Source organism: Nocardioides sp. Root240, from assembly GCF_001428825.1.
Lineage (GTDB): Bacteria > Actinomycetota > Actinomycetes > Propionibacteriales > Nocardioidaceae > Nocardioides.
In genome coordinates, this window is record NZ_LMIT01000016.1 from 182,241 (window position 1) to 203,847 (window position 21,607).

At 72.2% G+C, this 21,607-nt stretch carries 16 protein-coding genes; 5 read left to right on the top strand and 11 right to left on the bottom strand.

The annotated features are described in order from the left end of the window. Positions 1-37: 37 nt before the first annotated feature. From trxB to ASE20_RS23770, 6 genes are all read right to left on the bottom strand, one after another. Positions 38-1,009 (bottom strand): thioredoxin-disulfide reductase, encoded by a 972-nt coding sequence (gene trxB / locus ASE20_RS23745; protein ID WP_056897061.1) that lies wholly within the window; start codon positions 1,007-1,009, stop codon positions 38-40. A gap of 78 nt (positions 1,010-1,087) precedes the next feature. Next, on the bottom strand, positions 1,088-1,921 hold the full coding sequence (locus ASE20_RS24900; protein WP_157538553.1) for a hypothetical protein: 834 nt from the start codon (positions 1,919-1,921) through the stop codon (positions 1,088-1,090). 43 nt (positions 1,922-1,964) lie between these two features. Then, positions 1,965-2,690 carry an RNA polymerase sigma factor SigM gene (gene sigM, locus ASE20_RS23755; protein ID WP_225869137.1) on the bottom strand — a complete coding sequence of 242 codons (726 nt, stop codon included), beginning with the start codon at positions 2,688-2,690 and terminating at the stop codon, positions 1,965-1,967. After that, positions 2,674-4,596, bottom strand: coding sequence for a protein kinase family protein (locus ASE20_RS23760; RefSeq protein ID WP_157538552.1), 1,923 nt, complete (start codon positions 4,594-4,596; stop codon positions 2,674-2,676). Before ASE20_RS23760 ends, sigM begins: the two co-directional genes overlap by 17 nt. Before the next feature lie 67 nt (positions 4,597-4,663). Then, positions 4,664-6,340 (bottom strand): murein biosynthesis integral membrane protein MurJ, encoded by a 1,677-nt coding sequence (murJ, locus tag ASE20_RS23765; protein ID WP_225869136.1) that lies wholly within the window; start codon positions 6,338-6,340, stop codon positions 4,664-4,666. Then, complete coding sequence (locus ASE20_RS23770) at positions 6,337-8,565, bottom strand: DUF6049 family protein (RefSeq protein WP_157538551.1); 2,229 nt, start codon at positions 8,563-8,565, stop codon at positions 6,337-6,339. The genes murJ and ASE20_RS23770 overlap by 4 nt, the downstream gene beginning before the upstream one ends. A 69-nt stretch (positions 8,566-8,634) precedes the next feature. Between ASE20_RS23770 and ASE20_RS23775 the strand changes: the two genes are divergently transcribed. The 3 genes from ASE20_RS23775 (at position 8,635) to ASE20_RS23785 (ending at position 11,855) form a co-directional block, all read left to right on the top strand. Then, complete coding sequence (locus ASE20_RS23775; RefSeq protein ID WP_412778595.1) at positions 8,635-10,119, top strand: CCA tRNA nucleotidyltransferase; 1,485 nt, start codon at positions 8,635-8,637, stop codon at positions 10,117-10,119. Between the two features lie 122 nt (positions 10,120-10,241). Continuing rightward, complete coding sequence (locus ASE20_RS23780; protein WP_056897065.1) at positions 10,242-10,724, top strand: SRPBCC family protein; 483 nt, start codon at positions 10,242-10,244, stop codon at positions 10,722-10,724. Between the two features lie 66 nt (positions 10,725-10,790). Beyond that, the gene (locus tag ASE20_RS23785) at positions 10,791-11,855 is read left to right on the top strand and encodes an endonuclease/exonuclease/phosphatase family protein (protein WP_056897066.1); all 1,065 of its coding nucleotides are present in this window, start codon (positions 10,791-10,793) and stop codon (positions 11,853-11,855) included. A 146-nt stretch (positions 11,856-12,001) separates the two neighbouring features. Here the strand turns inward: ASE20_RS23785 and ASE20_RS23790 are convergent, their stop codons facing one another. Next, positions 12,002-13,087, bottom strand: coding sequence for an inositol-3-phosphate synthase (locus ASE20_RS23790; RefSeq protein ID WP_056897067.1), 1,086 nt, complete (start codon positions 13,085-13,087; stop codon positions 12,002-12,004). A 40-nt stretch (positions 13,088-13,127) separates the two neighbouring features. Beyond that, on the bottom strand, positions 13,128-13,721 hold the full coding sequence (locus tag ASE20_RS23795; RefSeq protein ID WP_056897068.1) for a PadR family transcriptional regulator: 594 nt from the start codon (positions 13,719-13,721) through the stop codon (positions 13,128-13,130). 117 nt (positions 13,722-13,838) lie between these two features. Between ASE20_RS23795 and ASE20_RS25910 the strand changes: the two genes are divergently transcribed. Together ASE20_RS25910 and ASE20_RS23805 are read left to right on the top strand one after the other, a co-directional pair. Then, positions 13,839-16,199, top strand: a complete 2,361-nt coding sequence (locus ASE20_RS25910) for a transglycosylase domain-containing protein (RefSeq protein WP_162261026.1) — start codon at positions 13,839-13,841, stop codon at positions 16,197-16,199. Positions 16,200-16,213: 14 nt separating this feature from the next. Then, positions 16,214-17,692 (top strand): glycosyltransferase family 87 protein, encoded by a 1,479-nt coding sequence (locus ASE20_RS23805; RefSeq protein WP_082612859.1) that lies wholly within the window; start codon positions 16,214-16,216, stop codon positions 17,690-17,692. Positions 17,693-17,882: 190 nt separating this feature from the next. On the opposite strand, the gene ASE20_RS23810 is transcribed toward ASE20_RS23805, so the two are convergent. From ASE20_RS23810 to gabT, 3 genes are all read right to left on the bottom strand, one after another. Next, positions 17,883-18,959, bottom strand: a complete 1,077-nt coding sequence (locus ASE20_RS23810; protein WP_056897070.1) for an alanine racemase — start codon at positions 18,957-18,959, stop codon at positions 17,883-17,885. 7 nt (positions 18,960-18,966) lie between these two features. Continuing rightward, complete coding sequence (locus ASE20_RS23815; protein WP_056897071.1) at positions 18,967-20,097, bottom strand: lipid II:glycine glycyltransferase FemX; 1,131 nt, start codon at positions 20,095-20,097, stop codon at positions 18,967-18,969. A gap of 168 nt (positions 20,098-20,265) precedes the next feature. Beyond that, on the bottom strand, positions 20,266-21,603 hold the full coding sequence (gabT, locus tag ASE20_RS23820; protein ID WP_056897072.1) for a 4-aminobutyrate--2-oxoglutarate transaminase: 1,338 nt from the start codon (positions 21,601-21,603) through the stop codon (positions 20,266-20,268). Positions 21,604-21,607: the final 4 nt, after the last annotated feature.

Sequence of the window (21,607 nt, forward strand, 5' to 3'; positions counted from 1 at the left end):
TCGGATCTGGGGTGAACGTGAAGTCTGTGGGTGGAACCTACGCGCCCGCTGGAACATTCCCGGCAGTGGCGGCGGCGTGGTCGAGCTCGGCGATGTAGCGCTCGGCGTCGAGGGCAGCCGCGCAGCCGGTGCCGGCAGCCGTGATGGCCTGGCGGTAGGTGTGGTCGACCAGGTCGCCGGCGGCGAAGACGCCGCGGACGTTGGTCGCCGTGGAACCGGGCTGGACCAGGACGTACCCGTTGTCGTCGAGGTCGACCTGGCCGACCAGCAGCTCGGAGCGGGGCTCGTGGCCGATCGCGATGAACAGGCCGGTGGCCGGCAGCTCGCTGGTCTCGCCCGTGACGGTGTCCTTGAGGGTCAGCGACTCGAGGGAGTCGGCGCCGTTGATCGACTCGACGACGGAGTTCCACACGATCTCGAGCTTCGGGTCGGCGAAGGCGCGCTCCTGCATGATCTTGGAGGCACGCAGCTCGTCGCGGCGCACGATCAGGGAGACCTTCGAGCCGAAGCGGGTGAGGAAGGTGGCCTCCTCGACGGCCGAGTCGCCACCGCCGACGACGGCGATGTGCTGCTCGCGGAAGAAGAAGCCGTCGCAGGTGGCGCAGTAGGACACGCCGCGGCCGGACAGGCGCTCCTCGTCGGGCAGGTCGAGCTTGCGGTAGCCCGAGCCGGTCGCGAGGATCACCGCGCGGGCGGTGTAGGTGTCGGTCGCGGTCTTGACGACCTTGATGTCACCGGTGAGGTCGACCTCGACGATGTCGTCGGCGATCAGCTCGGCACCGAAGCGCTCGGCCTGGGCGCGCATCTCGTCCATCAGGGCCGGGCCCATGATGCCGTCGCGGAAGCCGGGGAAGTTCTCGACCTCGGTGGTGTTCATCAGCGCGCCACCGGCGGTCACGGAGCCCTCGAAGACCAGCGGGCTCAGCTGCGCGCGGGCGGCGTAGACCGCTGCGGTGTAGCCGGACGGGCCGGACCCGATGATGATCACGTTGCGGACGGACTCGGACATGGGACTCCCCAATGCGGTGGAACGGGACAAGACTTCAACCCGATCGTAGGCGGCCGCATTCCCCGCGCGTACGACGGCTCAGCCTGTGGTGGCGAGGACCGTCGAGTGCAGGACGTCGCCCGTCCCGCAGGCCAGCACCTCGGCCTCCTGGTTGTCGCCCACGGGCTCGCGGAAGGCGACCAGGGCGGGCTTGCCGCCGTAGGTGACGCCGACGAGGTAGCCGGTGCCGTACGCGGCCGGACCGCACATGAAGTCGTCCGGCGCGCTCAAGGTGCCGATCGCGTAGTCGGCCGAGGCGAGCTTCGGCACCGAGACGTGCTGCAGGGCGACCAGGTCCTCCCGCAGGTGGTCGGGGCGGACCGCGCGGACCGGGCCGTCGGTCACGACCCGGCGCAGCTCGAGGGCGTACTTGGAGGAGGTGTCGCCGAGGGTGTCCTGCGGCGTCGCCTGGTCGCCGCCCGACGCGGCGACCTCGGGTGCCGCCGGAGAGTTGGCCGACTGGTCGGCCTCGAGCCCGGCGGCCGTGTCGTCGCGCGCGGGTGCCTCGTCGGCCGCGGTCCCCTCGGCGCTCATCGTCTTGTCGTCGCTGCCGGGCTGCCCCTGGATCACGCCCGCGCCGACACCCACGGCGACGACGGCCGCGGCCGCGCCGAGCAGGGCGCGCACGCGGAGCCGGCGCCGGCGGGCGGCGGCGTCCATGGGGATGACGATCCCGGCGCTCTCGGGGTGGGACACCGAGGGAGTGCGCCGCTCGGCCACCAGGTCCTCGAGCACGCCGTCGAGCCGCGCCACCACCTCTGCGGGCGTGGTCTCGGGTCCCCCGGCCTCGGCGAGGGTACGACGGACCGCCTCCTCGCGCGCGGCGTCGAGGGGCGGCTCGAGCGGGCTGTCCGGCTCGTGGGGTGCGGTCATCTCGGGTCCCTGGGGTGCGTGCCGCACCTCGGGGTGCGGCAGGTCAGTCGACGGTCGGGGCGTCCGCCACCGGCGGTCCACGACGCGTCAGGGATCCGACGTCGGGGCCGGCGGGGCGGTTCCCCCCGGCATCGGTGGGCACCGGAGCGGTGGCGGTGGGCTCGCCCACGTCGAGGACGTCGGCGAGCAGCCCGGCCAGGCGGGCCCGGGCGCGGGAGCAGCGGCTCTTCACGGTGCCCTCGGCGCAGTCGAGGATCAGCGCGACCTCGGCGACGGAGTACCCCTCCATGTCCACCAGTACGACGGCCGCGCGCTGCTCGTCGGGGAGCTGGCGCAGCGCCGCGTGCACCCGCCCCCTGCGTTCGGTGGCGAGCACGTGCTGCGCGGGGTCGACCGCGTCGGTCGGGGCCTGGCGGACCGGCCGGGCCTCGTCGAGGTCGTCGGGCAGCGGCTCGGCCCGGCGTACCTTCGCGGCACGGAGGCGGTCGAGGCAGGCGTTGACGACGATCCGGTGCAGCCAGGTGGTGACCGCGGCCTCGCCGCGGTAGGAGCCGGCGCGGCGGAAGGCGGCGATCATGCCCTCCTGGAGGCCGTCGGCCGCGGTCTCGGGGTCGCTGCAGGTGCGCAGGGCGACGGCCCAGAGCCGGTCGCGGTGGCGGGCGAACAGGATGCCGAAGGCCGCGTCGTCGCCGGCGACGTGCGCAGCGAGGAGGTCGGCGTCGGTGACGACGTCGTCGACCTCGGCCGAGGCCTCAGGCAGCGCCGCCACGAACCACCACCTCGGCCATCTCCCCGCGGAAGTCCCCGTCATCGACCTCGGGCAGCGAGGTCAGCCAGAGGACAAGGTAGCGGGCGCCCACCGCCTGCCCGTCCGCCGGTGCCAGGGTCACCGGGCCGCTGCCGGTGGTCCGCGCGACCGGCTTGCCGGTGGGTGCCGCGGTGGGGGTCTCGGTGGCGGCGTACAGCTCGATCGTGGTCTGACCCTCGCCCAGCCGTACGTCGACCGAGCTGACCTGCTGCACGCTGCCGAGGTCGAGCAGGATCCCGACCCCGGTCTTGAGGCCCGGCGGCGGGCCGAGCTGGTCGCGGTAGGTGCTGGTGCGCCAGCGGGTGCCGGCCTTGCCGTCGGTGAGGTACCGGACGTCGCCGGAGTTCTCCTCGCCGTCCTGGCCGAGCGGGTCGAAGTCCTTCGCGGTCACGGTCTTGATGACCGCCGGCTGACCGGCGCTGCTCGAGGGAGCGACCGACGGCTCCTCCTCGCTGCCCCCGCCACCGAGCGCGTTGCGCCCGCGACCGAGGTTGAACGCGATCGCGATGGCGACCAGCAGCAGCACGGCGAGGGCGACGGCCATCGCCAGCCGCAGCCAGCTGCGGCCCGGGACGGCGTCGTCGGTCGTGTCGGGGTCGTGGGCGCCGGGCGGTCCGCCGTCGGTGTCCCAGGGCCAGTAGCCGGTGCCGCCGGCGCCGGCGTCGTCGGGCAGCGCGGCGGGCCAGCCGTTGCCGGCGGGTCCGGGCCCGAGGTCGGGGCGCGGGCGCCGGGTGCCCTCGGACGCGAAGAGCGGACGCTCCGGGAGCGCCTCGAAGGGCGGTGGTGGCGGCGGCGGGGTGCTGCGGGTGCGCAGCCACTGGACGTCGTCCTCCCCCGCGCCGAACACGGGCAGCCCCGGCTCGGTGGGCAGGTCGGTGACCCCGGTCCCCGCCGCGGGTACGACGGGCGGGTCGCTCAGGTCGACCCGGTCGAGGTCGATGTCGGCCTCCACGGCGGGGGGCACGACCGGGATGTCGTCGCGGGAGGAGTCGTGGGGCAGCGGGTCCGCGACGGCCGGCAGCCACACCGGACGCAGCTCGTTGACCTGCGGGATGGCCTGGGCGAGCGACTCGGGCATCCCGGTGGGGTCGCCGACGAAGGCGAGCAGCTCCTCGGCGATGCCGCGAGCCGAACTGACGTCGGGGTGCTCGCTGCCGAGCATCCGGCGGCGCACGTGGACGCCGGTGCACTCGAACTCGCGCCACAGCAGGTCCAGCTGGTTGGGGACGCCGGCGCGGACCTGGCGCGGGCTGAGGAAGGCGCCGTTCTCGCGGGGCGCGGCGGGCACGATCGAGCCGGACGGTCCCGGCCACACGCCGGTCAGCGCGCAGTAGAGAAGGCCGCCGAGGTCCTCGAGGTCACCCTGCACGTCGCCGGCGGGCAGGCCGTGGAGGGCGGCGTCGACGCACATGCCGATCAGCCGCACCGAGCCGTAGCGGTCGATCAGCACGTTCTCCGGGTTCAGCCGGCCGTGCGTCACGCCCGCGGCGTGGGCGCGGGCGATCGCCGCGGCGACGTCGGCGACCAGCCAGGCCGCGCGGCGCGGACCGAGCGGACCGGCGTGCGTGACGAGGATGTCGAGCGACGTACCGGTGCCCCACTCGTTGACGACGAAGCAGCGCCCGTCCTCCTGCTCGGCGTCGAGCACGCGCAGGATGCGGGGGTCGAGCACGCCGGCCGAGGTGCGGGCGGCAGCCACCAGGCCGGGTGCGCGGGGGTCGTCCTCGGCGATGACGTGCAGCGCGACGAACCGCTCGAGGACGGCGTCATGGGCGCGCCAGAAGCGCCCGCCGCCGCTCTCGCTCAGCAGGTCGATCAACCGGTAGCGGCCAGCGAGCACATCCCCCGACCGCGTCGACGTCGCCACCTAGTGGAGTCCCTCCTTGGTCCTCACCGATCATCGTCATCCTAGGACGCCGGTTGAGCCGTCCGTGTCAGCGCCGCACACGTGCCAGCACGGTCCCGACGACGGAGGTCACCTCGTCGAGCCGCAGCAGCTTCGCGGCGCCCAGCAGCGCCATCCCGGCGCCTGCGGACACGACCACCAGCTCGACCCCGGCCCACACCCAGCCCGGCGAGCTGACGAGCTCGTCGATGGTGTCGCTCGCGACCACGTCGAGGAAGCGCGCCACGGCCCAGACGACCGCCGCGGCGGCGAGCAGGCGCAGCACGAAACCGCGCCAGGCCCGCGCCCCGCCGGCCGGGTGGCCGCCGCGGCGCAGCAGCCGCACCAGCACCACGCTGGAGAGCGTCGCTCCGACGGTGTAGGCGCCGCCGTAGGCGAGGATCAGCATCGGCGAGGTGTCCCAGGGGTCGACCCGGCCGACGAAGAGGATCGCCAGGGTGATGTTGGTCGCCGCGATCACGCACTGCACCCAGAACACCGTGCGGTTGCGCTCGAGGGCGTAGAACCCGCGCAGCATCAGGTAGTGCACGGTGAAGGCGACGACCGCGAAGCCGAAGAGCACCATCGACGACTCGAAGCGGTAGAAGGTGTCCCTGGTGGCGCCGTGGCCCCAGATCACCTGCGCCAGCGGGAGCGCGATCGACGGCAGCAGCGCCGCGAACGGTACGACGACCGACAGCGCGGTGCGCAACGTGCTCCCGAGCGTCGCGGCCAGCCGCGTCATGTCACCGGCGGCGGCGGCCGCGGACAGGCGCGGGAGGATCGCGGTCGCGAGCGAGACGGTGATGATCGAGTGCGGCACCATCACCACGAGCATCACGCTGGAGTAGATCGTGATGCCGGTGCCGTCGTCGGCCGCGGCGGTGCCGTTGGAGGCGAGGCGGACCACGACGACGTACGCGACCTGGTTGACGACGACGAAGAGCACCGTCCACACCGCGAGCCTGAAGGTCTGGCCCAGGCCCACGCCGCGGAAGTCGAAGCGGGGGCGGTAGCGGATGCCGGCCGAGCGCAGGTAGGGCACGAGGATCAGCAGCTGTGCCGCGATGCCCAGCGTCGAGCCGATGCCGAGCAGGCTCTCCTGACCGGGCGTGAACGGCCCGTGCTGCTCGGCCTTGGTCGCCGGGCCGAACACGAACAGGTAGGTCACCAGCACGGCGACCGAGATGACGTTGTTGGCGATCGGGGCCCACATCATCGGGCCGAAGCGGCCGCGTGCGTTGAGCACCTGCCCGATCAGCACGAACATGCCGTAGAAGAACACCTGCGGCAGGCAGAAGCGGGCGAAGTCGACGGCGGACTGGCGCTCCTCGACGAGCCCGCGGCCGTCGTACTCGGACCCGAGGACGAGCTGCATCACCAGCGGTGCGCACACGACCAGCAGCACGGTGACCGTGCCGAGGAAGAGGACCGCCAGCGTGATGACGCGGTCGACGTACGCCGCCCCCGCGTCGGCGTCGTTCTTCATCGCCCGCACCAGCTGGGGCACCAGCACCGCGTTGAAGACGCCGCCCGCGAGCAGGATGTAGAGCATGTTCGGGACGGTGTTGGCGACCGTGAAGATGTCGGCGTGCAGCGAGATGCCGAGCGCCGCCGCCAGCAGGGTCGAGCGGATGAAGCCGCTGAAGCGCGACACGACCGTGCCGGCCGCCATCACGGCGGTGTTGGCGAGGATCCTCCGGTCCTCGGCGTTCGCCTCGCTCACGCGGTGGCCTCCGACGGGGTCGGTGTGTCCTCGACCTGCCCGCGCCGGCGGAAGCGGCGGACCAGGCGGATCGCGATGGCGACGAACAGGATGCCGCCGCCGGAGCCGATGATCGCCCAGATCACCACGCCGGCCTGGCCGGTGCGCAGCGGGAGGGTGTCCTCGTCGCCGAGCGCGGTGCCGTCGTCGGCCGTGAGCCGGAGGGTGACGTTGTGGACGCCGGTGCGGTTCATGTCGGCGTCGATCGGCACCGACGAGCGGCTGTGCGCGGCGAGGACGATCGGGTTGGCGACCTTGATGGTGGCGCCGGAGTCGGTGGTGGCGCGGATCGCGACGGTGACGGGCTGGTCGAGGTCGTTGCGGACCGAGACGCTGAAGCTGCCCGACGTACCGGAGAGGGTGACGCCGCTCGGGGCGTCGATGGTGACGGCGCCGAGCTGGTCCTCGACCCACTCGCGGGTCTGGGCCAGCCGGTGGGCCGCGTCGCCGTCGGCCCGCATGGCGTACGACGTGCCCGCCAGCGCCTCCTCCACCAGCTCGGCCCCGACGGTGTAGTCCTCGCCGAGGATCGCCTGGTAGGTCTGCGCGGCCCGGACCAGCCGTCCCGCCTCGGCGACGACCGTGCCGGGGAGCTCGGCCTCCTCCTGCGTGGCGGGGTAGCTGAGCTCGGTCGGGTCGATCTGGCGCTCCGCCGGGGTCTTGCCGTCGGCCGAGGACCCGGGCGGTACGACGACGTCGTCGAGGTCGCTGAGGTCGACCCACGGCACGTCGAGCCCGGCCCAGAAGTCCGCGGCGCCGGCGGCGGTCACGCTCGCGGGCAGCACCACGACGAGCGGGTCGGGGTCCTTGCCGCGGGAGCGGAGGATCCGGACGGCGGCCTCGGCGAGGATCCGCTGGCGCAGCGCGATCGGGGCCAGCGCCGGGTCGGGTCCGGGCCCGCCCTCCGCCGCACTGGTCGCGGTCACCACGACGGGCCGGTCGCCGACCAGTCCGGCCACCGGCGGCCGGGCGGAGAAGCTCTCGCGCGGGAACATCTGCTGGCCGAGCAGCAGGGTCGCGCCGTCGTCGACGGCGTCGATCCCGCGGGCGTCGAGGTAGCCGTCGGGAGCGCCCACGACGGGCATCGTGTCGAGGTCCCACGAGGCCAGCTCGCCGCCCTGCTGGGCCCGGGCCACCGGGTAGAGGCTGGGCAGGGTGCTCGCCACGGCGGAGAGGTCGGGGTCGCCGTAGGGCAGGGCGGCGATGGGGTCGTTCGCCAGCACGCTCCGGGCCTGGGACAGCCAGACCCGCGCCGAGCGGGCCAGCGGGGTCTCGAGGTCGGGGTCGTCGTCGTCGGACGTGGCGTCGCTGGACGCGGACGAGCTCTCGCTCGGCGACGGCTCCTCGGGGTCGGGGGTCGCCGTGACCTCGCGGGCGGGGTTGCCCGTCGCGAGGCGTCGTACGGCGTCGGGGACCGCGGGGTCGAGCAGCCAGCTGACCGGGGAGGTGCCCGCGGCCGCGCCGAAGGCGAGCGGTCCACCGAGCTCGCCGTCGATCCCGAGGGCCTGCTCCCAGCTGCTGGTGCGCCCGATCGCACCGTCCTCGTCGTGGGCGACCCGGCTGCGCAGGGGCAGCACGACGGCCGTCCTCACCCGGTCCGGGTTGGCCCCGGCGACGTACGGGAGGAAGGTGCGGGCCCGGCCGTCGGCGGTCACACTGTCGTTCGGGGTGCTCGCGCTGGCGCCGAGGGCGTGCACGCCCAGCCAGTAGACGCCCGAGGACGGCTTCGGGAAGAGCGAGCGGAGGACCGGCTGCGGGATCCGCAGCGTGTACCGCAGCGACTGGCCCGGCTCGAGCTTCGCGATGTCGTAGCGGGCGTTCGTCTCGCGCACGCCGACCGGCGCCTCGGGGTCGGAGTCGGCCGCAGCCTCCAGCTCGGCCTCGGTCGTCATCACCTCGGCGCACGCACCGGAGGAGCAGTCGGAGCCCGCGTTGAACATCGGGTAGAGCCGGATCGTCGTCCAGGTCTCGAGGTCGACATTGGTGATCGTGCCGCTGATCTCCAGCGGACCCGACCGCGGGAGGACGCCGGGCGTGAGCTGGTCGATGGTGATCTCGAGCGGGGCGTCGTACCCGTCGTCGTCGGGACGCGCGGTGGCCGCAGGGGCCGCCACGACCGACGTCGCGAGCGCCAGTCCCGTCACCACTCGCACCAGTGCGCGCAGGAGTGACGGTCGGGAAACCACCCCCCGAGGGTAGTGGTGACACCTGTGCGGTTCGGGGACGCACCCGACCGACGCCTAGAATCAGCGCCCGTGACCGACGCCGACACCCCCTCCGCACCCGAGCCGGGTACGCCGCTGCGTCTGGTCGACGTCCAGGCGGCCGTCGGCGCCGAGCTGGACCGGATCGCGCCGGTCATCGACGAGCTCGGTGCGCTCTTCGCCGAGGCCGGCCACGAGCTGGCCCTCGTCGGCGGCCCGGTGCGCGACGCGATGCTCGGCCGCCCGTCCAACGACCTCGACTTCACCACCTCCGCCCGACCCGAGCAGATGGACAAGCTGCTGCGTGCCTGGGGCGACGCCTGGTGGGACATGGGCCGCGAGTTCGGCACGATCGGCTGCCGCAAGGGCGACTGGGTCGTCGAGGTGACGACCTACCGCTCCGAGTCCTACGACCCCGACTCCCGCAAGCCCGAGGTGCGCTACGGCGACAGCCTCGCCGGCGACCTCGGCCGCCGCGACTTCACCGTCAACGCGATGGCGGTGCGGTTGCCCGGCCGCGAGATCGAGGACCCGTACGGCGGCGTGGTCGACCTGGCCCACCAGGTGATCCGCACCCCCGGGACGCCGGAGCAGTCCTTCTCCGACGACCCGCTGCGGATGATGCGGGCAGCGCGCTTCGCCGCGCAGCTGGGATTCGCCGTCGACCCGTCGGTCGTGCGCGCCATGACCGAGATGGCCGACCGGATCGGGATCATCTCGGCCGAGCGGGTGCGCGACGAGCTGGTGAAGCTGATCTGCGCGCCCCACCCCCGTCTCGGGCTGGCCCTCCTCGTCGAGACCGGCCTCGCCGACCGGGTGCTGCCGGAGCTGCCCGCGCTCAAGCTGGAGCGCGACGAGCACCACCGCCACAAGGACGTCTACGAGCACACGCTCACCGTCCTCGAGCAGGCCATCGACCTCGAGCCGCGGCTGTCCGAGCGCAGCGACCTCCCCGCCGGCCCCGACTTCGTCTCCCGCTTCGCCGCGCTGATGCACGACGTCGGCAAGCCGCGTACCCGCCGCTTCCAGGACGACGGTGCGGTCACCTTCCACCACCACGACGTGGTCGGCGCCAAGCTCACCCGCAAGCGGATGAAGGAGCTGAAGTTCAGCAACGACGAGATCGCCGCCGTCGGCGAGCTGGTCGAGCTGCACCTGCGCTTCCACGGCTACGGCTCCGGCGAGTGGACCGACTCCGCCGTGCGCCGCTACGTCCGCGACGCCGGCGACCAGCTCGAGCGCCTGCACGTGCTCACCCGGGCCGACTGCACCACGCGCAACAAGCGCAAGGCGGACCGGCTCCGTCGTACCTATGACGACCTGGAGGCCCGGATCGACCTGCTCTCCGCCGAGGAGGAGCTGGCATCGATCCGGCCCGACCTCGACGGCAACCAGATCATGGGCATCCTCGGGATCGGCCCCGGTCGTGAGGTCGGCGAGGCCTACAAGTTCCTGCTCGAGCTGCGCCTCGACAACGGCCCGATGTCCGAGGAGGCCGCCACGGCGGCGCTCAAGGAGTGGTGGGCGGCCCGCTAGCGTCTTCGGCTCGGGGCACCAAGGAGCGCTCCGGTCTTGTGGTGGGCATCACGTACCGCCGGTCTGCTACCCGACGGTAGTTTCGCGGGATCCGACGATGCTGTCACCAGAAGGGCTCCACCATGACCGACACGTACGAGAAGCTGCTCGAGGACTCCATCGAGATCGCTGCCCCCGCCGCCGAGGTCTGGGCGCTGGTCACCGACCTCCCGCGGATGGCGAAGTGGAGCCCCCAGGTGGTGAAGTCGTCGGTCAAGGGCGGCGAGGTCAAGCTCGGCGCGACTTTCTCGAACCTCAACAAGCAGGGCATCAAGCGTTGGCCGACGGCCGGCAAGGTGGTCCGCTACACGCCCCCGGCCGCCGGGGCCAAGGGCGACTTCGCGTTCAAGATCCGCGAGAACCGGACCATCTGGTCCTTCGAGCTGGAGCCCACTGCTGACGGAGGCACGAAGCTGACCGAGCGCCGGGAGACCCCGCAGGGCGTCTCCAACGTCTCGCTGGTGCTGACCAAGGTCGTCCTCGGCGGCCAGAAGGGCTTCACCGACGAGCTGCGCCAGGGCATCCGCCAGACGCTCGAGCGGATCAAGGCCGAGGCCGAGGCCTGAGGGCCGAGGCCGGGCCACTTCGGAGGTCCCGGCCCGTCGTGACGGCGGGCCGGGTTGAATGACCCTGTGAGCGACGACCGTCCGGGGGAGCCGGCCGACGAGGGAGCGGGCACCCCCGACGAGTCGGCGGACGCCCCGAAGCCGCCCCTGCCGCGCGCGGCCGTGGGGCCCAGCCCCGTCGCCCAGGTCGCGACCGCCGCCGTGGTGGTGGTCGTCCTCGTCGTGCTCGGCGTGGTCTTCCTCGTGCAGGGCGGCGGCAAGAAGTCCGCGCTCCCGGAGCAGGACATCGACACGGTGCCGACGGCGCCGTCGTCCGGCTTCCAGCCCAGCCGCGCCGACCCGCTGCCGCCGCTGCCGAGCATTCCGGCGTCGCTGTGCCCGAAGGCGCCGCTGAAGAAGCCGCTGACCGTGCTGACCTTCAACATCCACCACGGCGCGACCAAGGACGAGCACCTGCAGCTGGGCCGGATCGGCACCGAGATCAAGACCTGGGACCCGGACATCGTGCTGCTCCAGGAGGTCGACCAGGGCCGCAGCCGCACCGGCGGCATCCAGCAGGCCGAGGCGCTCGCCAAGGCCACCGACCTCACCTGGGTCTACGGCGGCAACCAGCGCAGCCGCGGCTCGGGGCCGATCGGCAACGCGATCCTGTCCCGGTTCCCCGTGGTCGAGTGGCACAACACCCTGCTGCCGATCGCGAGCGGCCGGGAGCAGCGGGGCCTGCTGCACGCGGTGATCAACGTCGACGGCACCGAGATCAGCGCCTACGCCACCCACTTCGACCACGCCAGCGGCGTCGCGCGGCTCGCGCAGGCCCGCACGACGATCAAGGTGCTGGCAGCCGACCCGCGCCCGAAGATCCTCGCCGGCGACCTCAACACCGGCCCCGGCGGCGCCCCGATCCGCGCGTTGCGCTCGGCCGGCCTGGGCGACGCGTGGGCGGTGGGCTCCGGCGCCGGCAACACCGTGCCGGCCCGCAACCCGCGCAACCGGATCGACTACGTCCTCCACGACGGCTGGTTCACGCCGCTGCAGGCGGTCGTGCTCGCCTCGGGGGTCTCCGACCACCGCGCGGTGTGGACCCGGCTCGAGTTCCGTCAGGAGCTGGGCTGCTTCAAGGTCGGCGGCTGACGGTCCCCTGCTGCGGTGGCCTGGGGCGGCCGCGCGGTCGCCGACCGACCCCCGGCGGCCAGCCCGACCCTGTCAGGCAACCTCGAAAACAGGACCGCCCCGATCCGCGAACGGATCGGGGCGGTGCTGGTGTCAGCGCAGTGAGGTCACTCGCCGGCGATGAACTTCTCGAGGAGCGCGCGGCCCTCGGTGTCCTCGATCTGGACCGGCGGGCTCTTCATGAGGTACGCCGAGGCCGGGATGATCGGGCCGCCGATGCCACGGTCCTTGGCGATCTTCGCGGCGCGGACGGCGTCGATGATGATGCCGGCCGAGTTCGGGGAGTCCCAGACCTCGAGCTTGTACTCGAGGTTCAGCGGGACGTCACCGAAGGCGCGACCCTCGAGGCGGACGTAGGCCCACTTGCGGTCGTCGAGCCACGCGACGTAGTCGGACGGGCCGATGTGCACGTTGCGGTCGTCGGCGCCCACGTTGGCGAGCGAGCCGTTGAGGTTGGAGGTGACGGCCTGGGTCTTGGAGACCTTCTTGGACTCGAGGCGCTCGCGCTCCAGCATGTTCTTGAAGTCCATGTTGCCGCCGACGTTGAGCTGGTAGGTGCGGTCCAGCGCGACGCCGCGGTCCTCGAACAGCTTCGCCATCACGCGGTGGGTGATGGTGGCGCCGACCTGCGACTTGATGTCGTCACCGACGATCGGGACGCCGGCGTCCTCGAACTTCTGGGCCCACTCGGGGTCGGAGGCGATGAAGACGGGCAGGGCGTTGACGAAGGCCACGCCGGCGTCGATCGCGCACTGGGCGTAGAACTTGTCGGCCTCCTCGGAACCCACCGGGAGGTAGGAGACGAGCACGTCGACCTGCGCGTCCTTGAGGGCCTGCACGACGTCGACCGGGTCGGCCGAGGACTCGTCGATGGTGAGTCGGTAGTACTTGCCGAGGCCGTCGAGCGTCGGGCCGCGCTGGACCTCGACACCGAGCGTGGGCACGTCGGCGATCTTGATGGTGTTGTTCTGCGAGGCGTTGATGGCCTCGGAGAGGTCCTTGCCGACCTTCAGGTCGTCGACGTCGAACGCGGCGACGAACTCGACGTCGCGGACGTGGTACTCACCGAACTGGACGTGCATGAGCCCCGGAACGGTGCTCGTGGCGTCAGCGTCCCGGTAGTACTGCACGCCCTGGATGAGGGACGTGGCGCAGTTGCCCACGCCCGCGATCGCTACTCGAACCGAACCCATGGGGTTTCCTTCCTTGGTACTCATGACATCTCGTGAATGATCAGGACGGCGCCGACGGTGATGCCGTCGGTGCGTCCGGAGCTGGCGTTGACTGGACCTGCACGTTGCGCTCGGCGTTGATCAGGTCCGACAGCCACCGGACCTCGCGCTCCACCGACTCGACACCGTGGCGCTGGAGCTCCGCGGCGTATCGGTCGGCCTCCGCCTGGGTCATCGACAGCTCCCGCTGGACGCGGTCGAGCCGCTCCTGGAGGCGGGAGCGGCGTCCTTCGAGGACGCGCAACCGGATCTCCATGTCCGTGGAGGAGAAGAACCGGAACCGGATGTCGAAGTTGTCGTCCTCCCATGCAGCAGGACCCACCTCCGACATCAGGCGCGCGAACTCCTCGGTGCCGAGGTCGGTGACCTTGTAGACGATCCGCTGCCGGCGGGTCGGCGGACCCGAAGGCACGGTCTCCTCGATGAGGTCGCCGCGGAGCATCTTCTTCAGCGCCGGGTAGAGCGACCCATAGGAGAGCAGTCGACCCCAACCGAGCATCAGGTTGAGCCGCTTGCGCAGCTCGTAGCCGTGCATGGGTCCCTCGTGCAGCAGTCCGAGGACTGCCAGCTCGATGGTGTCTCCACGCCGTGCCATGCGACCTATCGTAGCGATATATCCGCGGAACGTGAACTTTCGATGGATCGGGAGTGTCCCCGAGGGGTTCCGGCGGGGAATCGGGCGGGCTCGGGCGTGCGCCGTACCCTGTCCACCGTGGTTGAGGGAAAGCGCAAGTCAGGTGGGTCCGCCTCCGGACGCCCGAAGCGCACGCGCAAGGGAGCCGAGAAGACCCCGCGCACGTGGAAGCAGCGGCTCAAGAGGTTCACCCTGTGGGGTCTCGTCGTCGCGGTCGTGATGGGCCTGCTCGGCGTCGTCAGCTTCTGGATCGCCTACCGGTCGATCGACATCCCGGACCCCAACGCGGAGTTCCTCACCCAGACCACGCAGGTCTACTACAGCGGCGGCAAGTCCGAGATCGGGCAGTTCGCCATCCAGAAGCGCGAGTCGATCCCCTACGACGAGATGCCGCAGTTCGTGAAGGACGGCGTCGTCGCCGCCGAGAACCGGACCTTCTGGACCGACAACGGCCTCGACCCCAAGGGCATCATCAGCGCCGCCTTCAGCAACGCGCAGGGCAACTCCACCCGCGGTGCCTCCACGATCACGCAGCAGTACGTGAAGATCCTCTACCTGACCCAGGAGCGCACCTGGAAGCGCAAGGTCAAGGAGGCGATCCTCTCCCTCAAGATCAAGAACCAGAAGAGCAAGCAGGAGATCCTCGAGGGCTACCTCAACACGATCTACTTCGGCCGCGGCGCCTACGGCATCCAGGCCGCGGCGCAGTCGTACTTCGACGTCGACGCCAGCAAGCTCACCCTGGCCCAGTCGGCTGTGCTGTCGGCCGTCCTGAACAACCCGGTCGGCCTCGACCCGGCCAACGGCGACGCTGCCGAGGCCGCGCTGCTCGGTCGCTACCAGTACGTCCTGGACTCGATGGAGGACATGGGGACCGCGACGTCCGCACAGGTCTCCGAGATCCGCGCCGCGCTGCCGAAGTTCCCGAAGATCCGCAACGTCGAGCAGTACGGCGGCCAGCGCGGCCACGTGCTGACGATGGTCCGCAAGGAGCTGGTCCGGCTCGGGTTCAGCGAGCAGGAGATCAACGGCGGCGGTCTCAAGATCACCACGACCTTCACCAAGAAGGCGATGAACGCCGCCAAGGACGGGGTGCTGGAGGAGAAGCCCGAGGGCTTCGGCAGGAACCTCCACGTCGCCGTCGCCTCGGTCGAGCCCGGCACCGGCGCGGTCCGCGGCATCTACGCCGGCCAGGACTTCCTCGACTCGCAGCTCAACTGGGCGGTCGCGGGTGGCCAGGCCGGGTCGACGTTCAAGCCGTTCGCGCTCGCGGCCGGCATCGAGGACGGCTTCGAGCTCAAGGACACCTTCGACGGCAACTCCCCCTACGAGCTGCCGGGCGGTGGCCGGCCCTTCACCAACCAGGGTGACGAGGACTACGGCCGGGTCAACCTGATCAAGGCGACCGAGAGCTCGATCAACACGGCCTTCATCGACATGACCCTGGCGATGGACGACGGCCCGCAGAAGATCATCGACACGGCCAACCGGATGGGCATCCCGCCGCGGGAGCCGGCCAACCCGCCCTACGGCTTCCCGACGTCGAGCCCCGGCCTGAAGCCGGACACGGGCGTCGCGCTCGGTGCGCAGACGGTCAGCCCGATCAACATGGCCAACGGCTACGCCACCATCGCCAACCGCGGCATGGCCGCCGACGCCTACATCATCGAGAAGGTCGTCGACGCCGACGGCGACGTGCGCTACTCGCACAAAGTGACCGACCACCGCGCGATCAGCGAGGGTATCTCCGATGACGTGGGCTACGCGCTGCAGCAGGTGATCAAGACCGGCTCCGGCACCAAGACCCTGCCGCTGGGCCGGCCCGCCGGCGGCAAGACCGGCACGGCGACCAACGGCAAGGGCGAGGTCTCCTCGGCCTGGTTCGTCGGCTACACCCCGCAGCTCTCGACGGCCGTGATGTACGTCCGCGGCAAGGGCAACGAGCAGCTCAAGGACTGGCTGCCGTCGTACTTCGGTGGCACGTACCCCGCGCTCACTTGGACCGCGGTGATGGAGAAGGCGCTGGAGGGCGAGGAGGTCCTCGACCTGCCGGGCGCGGCCTACGTCAAGGGTGACGCCCCGAGCGAGGGCCACGCCCCCGCGCCGCCGAAGCCGACGAAGAAGCCGAAGCCGAAGCCGTCGAAGACGACCGAGGCGCCGCCGACCACCACCGCTCCCACGGTGCCGCCGACCACGGTGCCGCCGACCACCGAGGCGCCGGTCGACTCCGACGGCGACGGCATCTCCGACGCCGATGAGATCGCGCAGGGCACCGACCCCAACAACCCGGACACCGACGGTGACGGCACGCCCGACGGCTCGGACCCGCAGCCGACCAACCCGCTGGTCAACGGCGGCGGGGGCAACGGCAAGCCCGCGGGCGCCCTCTCGGAACGGTCCCGCACGAGGGCGGGCCGCCGCCGTCGTACCGCCGCCTGAGGCTGCCTGAACCGATGCCGACCGAGCGCAGGCCGCACGTCCACCCCACGCTGGACGACCCGGTCGTCACCGGGCTCAGCGAGGTGGTGGGCGGACCGATGGGCGAGCGCGCCCGGCCGCACCGGTGGTGGACGCCGCTGCGGGTGCTGCTCCTGCTGACCGCGTGCACCTTCGCGCTCGGACTGGTGCAGAAGGCGCCGTGCTCGCTGGCGGAGGGCAAGGACCAGAACTGGGTCTACTCCCACATGTGCTACACCGACCTCAAGCCGCTCTACGTCCCGCGCGGCATGGCCGAGCACGCGTGGCCCTACAGCGACGACGCGCAGACCCGGGCGCGCTACGAGACGATGGAGTACCCCGTCGGGATCTCCTACTGGGCCTGGGGCACGGCCTGGGTGACGCACTGGCTCAACGGCTCCCCCGACGTCGAGGCGCGCTACAAGGAGCCCGTCGACGCCCTGTACGCCGACCCCGAGGTCGAGCAGGAGAAGACCATCTTCCTGCTGGTCAACGCCCTGGGCTTCGGCGCGCTCGCGCTGGCGGCGACCTGGCTGCTCTCGCGCGCCCATCCGCTGCGGCCCTGGGACGCCGCCGCCTTCGCCCTCTCCCCCACGTTGCTGCTGACCGGGCTGATCAACTGGGACCTGATCGCCGTGGCGCTGGTCGCCGGGGCGCTCTGGTCGTGGTCGCGCGACCGGCCGGTGCTGACCGGCGTGCTGATCGGCCTCGGCACGGCCGCCAAGCTGTACCCGCTCTTCCTGCTCGGCGGGCTGCTCGTGATCTGCCTGCGCCGGCGGCGCTACGGCGCCTTCGCGGCGGCCACGCTGGCCGCGGTCGTCGCCTGGCTGCTGGCCAACGCGCCGGCGTACCTGAGCGGGGCGGAGCAGTGGAAGCACTTCTGGACGTTCAACGCCGACCGCACGGCCGACCTGGGCTCGGTCTGGATGCTGATCGATCAGGCCGGTGACGTCGGCTTCCGGGCCCACACCATCAACGTCTGGTCGTGGATCCTGTTCGGCGCCTGGTGCGCCGCGGTGTTCGTGATCGGCATGACCGCCGGACGCCGGATCCGCCCGGAGGCGACGGTGCCGCGGCTGGCCCAGCTCGGCTACCTGATCGTCGTCGGCTTCCTGCTGGTCAACAAGGTCTACTCGCCGCAGTACGTGCTGTGGCTGCTGCCCCTCGCCGTCCTCGCGCGGCCGCGCTGGCGCGACCAGATCATCTGGCAGGCCACCGAGGTCCTCTACTTCTGCACCGTGTGGTGGTACCTCGGCGGCTACCTCCAGCCCGCGGGCGGCGGTGACGCCGGGTTCTACTGGGTGGGCATCGCGGTGCGCGTGCTCGGCGAGCTGTACCTCGCGGCCGTCATCGTCCGCGACATGTACCGCCCCGACCGGGACCCCGCGCGCGAGGACCCGCTGCTCGACGTACCCGTCGCACCGCGGGAGCCGGCCGCGCGGAGCCTGGAGATCGCAGGCTTCCGGCGGCGCTGACCCGCCCTCGTTCGTCGAGGAGGTTGCGCAGCAACCGTCTCGAGACGTCTGGCCGTGGTGCTGGGACCGGGCGGGCACCTCTGCTGCGCGAGACGACGGGTTTCGACGCGCGGTCCTCGCCGCTCGCAAGCTCGCGTCGACGCGCTTGCTCAACCTCGTCGACCGACGCAGCCCGCTCGTTCCTCGCGGACTACTGGTCGATGACGACCCGGTCGAACGTGGTCGCGGTGTAGCGGACGCGGACGTCGACGTCCTCGCCGACCTCCGGCACGCGCGCGCCGTGCGGCACGAACAGCATCGAGGCCTGCATGTGCGGGGGCTCGGCGAAGAGGCGCTGCTTGCGGTCGATGGAGTACGGCGAGCGGACGAAGCCGACCGCGTCCATGCCGCCGCGGGCCAGGCTGGCGGCGCGTGCCTTGATCGTCTGCTCGCCGGTGGGCGCCTCGAGGCCGATGCCGTGGGCCGTGCCGCCGCTGACCACCAGCACGTGGCCGGACTTGGGCGCGGTGCGGCCGCGGTAGCCGAAGGCGTCGCCCCGCTCGACCGGGTGCACGTCGAGGACCGTCGCGGTCACGCTCAGCGCGCCACGATCGCCGAGCCAGAGGCCCGTGCCGATGCGCGGGCGGAAGGCGAAGTCGCCGTACTGGCCGCGGAGGGTGGCGAGCTCGGCGTCGGTCAGGTGGCTGACCCAGACGGCCGGCGTCCCGCGGGTGGGGACCTCGGCGGCGACGAAGTCGTTCATCAGCCGGGTGACCTCGCCGAGGTGGGTGCCCTGCCCGAGCGGGAGGTGGAGCGCGAGGCCCTCGATCCGGGCGCCGGGGTGCTTGCGGAGCAGCTCACCGGCCTCCCACAGCTCGCGCGCGGCCATGCCGTGGCGACGCATCGAGGTCATCCGCTCGAGCACGATGCGGGCGCTCGGGTCGGCGTGCAGCAGGTCGCGGAGGTCGACCACGCGGCTGACCGTGTGGACCAGGCGGCGGCGGGTCGCGGGGTCGGGCAGCGGCACCCACGGGCGCCACGGGGTCAGCACCAGCAGGTCGCCGTCCCAGCGCTGCGCGACCTCGGGCAGCTCGTCGTAGGTGCCGACGGCGAGCGTGCGGACGTCGTGGCCGCGGTCGGCGAGCCACTGCGCCTTGCGGGCCAGCCGGCCGAGGGTGAAGCCGTAGCCGTTGCCCTTGGCGACCGGGACCAGCCCGGCGTGGGTCGCGGCGACCTGCTCGAGGTGGGCCCGCCAGCGCGGGCCGTCGACGGTGAGGGTGAGGCTCATGCTCGGTTCACCCCCGTCGCGCCAGGTAGAGCTGGAAGGCCTTGTAGAGCGGCCGGTTGACGGGCATGTCCCACTCGCCGGCGTACTCGACCGCCTCGCCGCCGGTGCCGACCTTGAACTGGATCAGCCCGACGTGCAGGTCGTCGGCGTCGAGGGTCTCGGTGATGCCGCGCAGGTCGTAGACGGCAGCGCCGTGGGCGATCGCGTCGCGGATCATCGCCCACTGCACGGCGTTCGAGCCGCGGACCTCGCGCTTCTCGGTGGACGAGGCGCCGTAGGAGTACCACGCGTGCTCGCCGACCCGGATCGCGATGGTCGACGCGACCAGGTCGCCGTCGTGGCGGGCCAGCCAGAGGGTGAACCGGTCGGGGGCGTCGGCGGTCAGGGCGTCGTACATGGTCTGGAAGTAGCGCAGCGGACGCGGGGTGAAGTGGTCGCGCTGGGCGGTGTGCACGTAGAGCTCGTGGAACGCCGCCAGGTCGTCGCGGCCGCCGACGGTGACCTCGACGCCCTCCTTGGCGGCCTTCTTGATGTTGCGGCGCCAGAGCTGGTTCATGCCCTTGAGCACGTCGTCCTCGGAGAGCTGGGCGCCGTCGGCGTCGCGCAGCGGGACCTGGAAGACGAACTGCGGCTGACCCGCCGCGAACCCGCCCTCGACGCCCTGGTGGCGCCACCCGAGCTCGTGCAGCTGGGCCACCGCGCGGGCACCGACCGGGTTCCGCTCGGCCGGCGGGATCTGGCTGAGCAGCGCGACCTCGGCGTCGGCGATGCCCTCCTTGACCTGCGCCGTGGTCCAGCGCCGGGTGACGACCGGCGGTCCGATCCGTACGGCGAAGGCCCCCTGCTTCCTCAGGTGCGCCACCATCGGGTCCAACCACGCGGCGAGGTCGTCGCCGGCCCAGTCGATGACCGGGCCCTCGGGCAGGTAGGCCAGGAAGCGCTTGAGCTTCGGCAGCTGCCGGTAGAGCACCAGCGCGACCCCCACCTGCACGCCTTCGTCGTCGAACCATCCGATCGACTCGCTACGCCACTCCCCCTTCACGGCCGCCCACCCGGGCGTCTGGAGGAAGCTCGCGGACGGCAGCGTGGTGAGGAAATCACGGTGCTCGGTCGGGCTGATCGGGCGCACGCTGGGCATGGGTCCGAGGCTATCGGGTGCCGCCCGGCTCCCCGAGTTGGCGGCACGAGCCGCCAGCGACGACCCCTTGAAACCGCTCCCTCCCGGTGGTTGAGGTGCGAGGAGCGCCAGCGACGAGCCTCGAAACCTCTGGGCTCGGTGCTGGGACTGGCCCGTGCCGCCGGCGCGTCAGGCGAGCGACGCGAAGATCTCCTCGAGCACGTCGAACCCCTCATCGAGGAGAGCGTCGGAGATGCTCAGCGGCGGAAGGAAGCGCAGCACGTTGCCCCAGGTGCCGCAGGTCAGCACGATCAGGCCCTGGGCGTGGGCGGCGGTCGCGACCCGCTTGGCGAGGTCGGCGTCCGGCTCGAGCGTGCCGGGGCGCACCAGCTCGACGGCGATCATCGCGCCGCGGCCGCGGACGTCGCCGATCCGCGGGTCGCGTGCCTGGAGCGCGGTCAGCCGGGCGGTGAGGCGGGCGCCGATGCCGGCGGCCCGGGCGACCAGGTCCTCGGTCTCGATGGCCTCGACGACGGCGAGCGCCGCCGCGCAGGCGACGGGGTTGCCGCCGTACGTGCCGCCGAGGCCGCCGGCGTGCGGGGCGTCCATCAGCTCGGCGCGGCCGGTGACCGCGGCGAGGGGGAGGCCGCCGGCGATGCCCTTGGCCGTCACGATCAGGTCCGGTACGACGCCCTCGTGGTCGCACGCGAACAGCTCACCGGTGCGGGCGAAGCCGGTCTGCACCTCGTCCGCGACGAAGAGCACGCCGTTCGCGCGGCACCACGCGGCCAGGGCGGGCAGGAAGCCGTCGGCCGGGACGACGAAGCCGCCCTCGCCCTGGATCGGCTCGATGACGACGGCAGCCAGGTTGGCGGCGCCGACCTGCTTGTCGATCACGTCGATCGCCCGGGCCGCGGCGGTGGCACCGTCGCAGCCGTCACGGAACGGGTAGGACATCGGCGCCCGGTAGACCTCGGCGGCGAACGGACCGAACCCGTCCTTGTAGGGCATGTTCTTCGCCGTCATCGCCATCGTGAGGTTGGTCCGCCCGTGGTAGGCGTGGTCGAAGACCACCACGGCGTCGCGCCCGGTCGCGTGGCGGGCGATCTTGACGGCGTTCTCGACCGCCTCCGCGCCCGAGTTGAAGAGCGCCGACCGCTTGGCGTGCTCGCCCGGCGTGAGCCGGTTGAGCGCCTCGCAGACCTCGACGTAGCCGTCGTAGGGCGTGACCATGAAGCAGGTGTGCGTGAACGCCGCCACCTGCCGGGCCACCGCCGCGGCGACCCGCGGGTGCGCGTTGCCGACCGTGGTCACCGCGATGCCGGAGCCGAGGTCGATCAGCGAGTTGCCGTCGACGTCGACGAGCACGCCGCCGCCGGCCGCCACGGCGTACACCGGCAGCATCACGCCGATGCCGCCGGAGACGGCGGCCTCCTTGCGGGCCTGCAGCTCGAGGGAGCGCGGGCCGGGGATCGCCGTGACGAGCCGGCGCTCCTGTGGCGGCGCGGGAGGGGTCAGGTCGGGCACGGCC

Coding starts and splice junctions, on each gene's coding strand:
- trxB (WP_056897061.1), bottom strand. CDS start 1,009: ATGTCCGAGTCCGTCCGCAACGTGATCATCATCGGGTCCGGCCCGTCC.
- ASE20_RS24900 (WP_157538553.1), bottom strand. CDS start 1,921: ATGACCGCACCCCACGAGCCGGACAGCCCGCTCGAGCCGCCCCTCGAC.
- ASE20_RS23780 (WP_056897065.1), top strand. CDS start 10,242: ATGACCGACACGTACGAGAAGCTGCTCGAGGACTCCATCGAGATCGCT.
- ASE20_RS23790 (WP_056897067.1), bottom strand. CDS start 13,087: ATGGGTTCGGTTCGAGTAGCGATCGCGGGCGTGGGCAACTGCGCCACG.
- ASE20_RS23795 (WP_056897068.1), bottom strand. CDS start 13,721: ATGGCACGGCGTGGAGACACCATCGAGCTGGCAGTCCTCGGACTGCTG.
- ASE20_RS23805 (WP_082612859.1), top strand. CDS start 16,214: ATGCCGACCGAGCGCAGGCCGCACGTCCACCCCACGCTGGACGACCCG.
- ASE20_RS23810 (WP_056897070.1), bottom strand. CDS start 18,959: ATGAGCCTCACCCTCACCGTCGACGGCCCGCGCTGGCGGGCCCACCTC.
- ASE20_RS23815 (WP_056897071.1), bottom strand. CDS start 20,097: ATGCCCAGCGTGCGCCCGATCAGCCCGACCGAGCACCGTGATTTCCTC.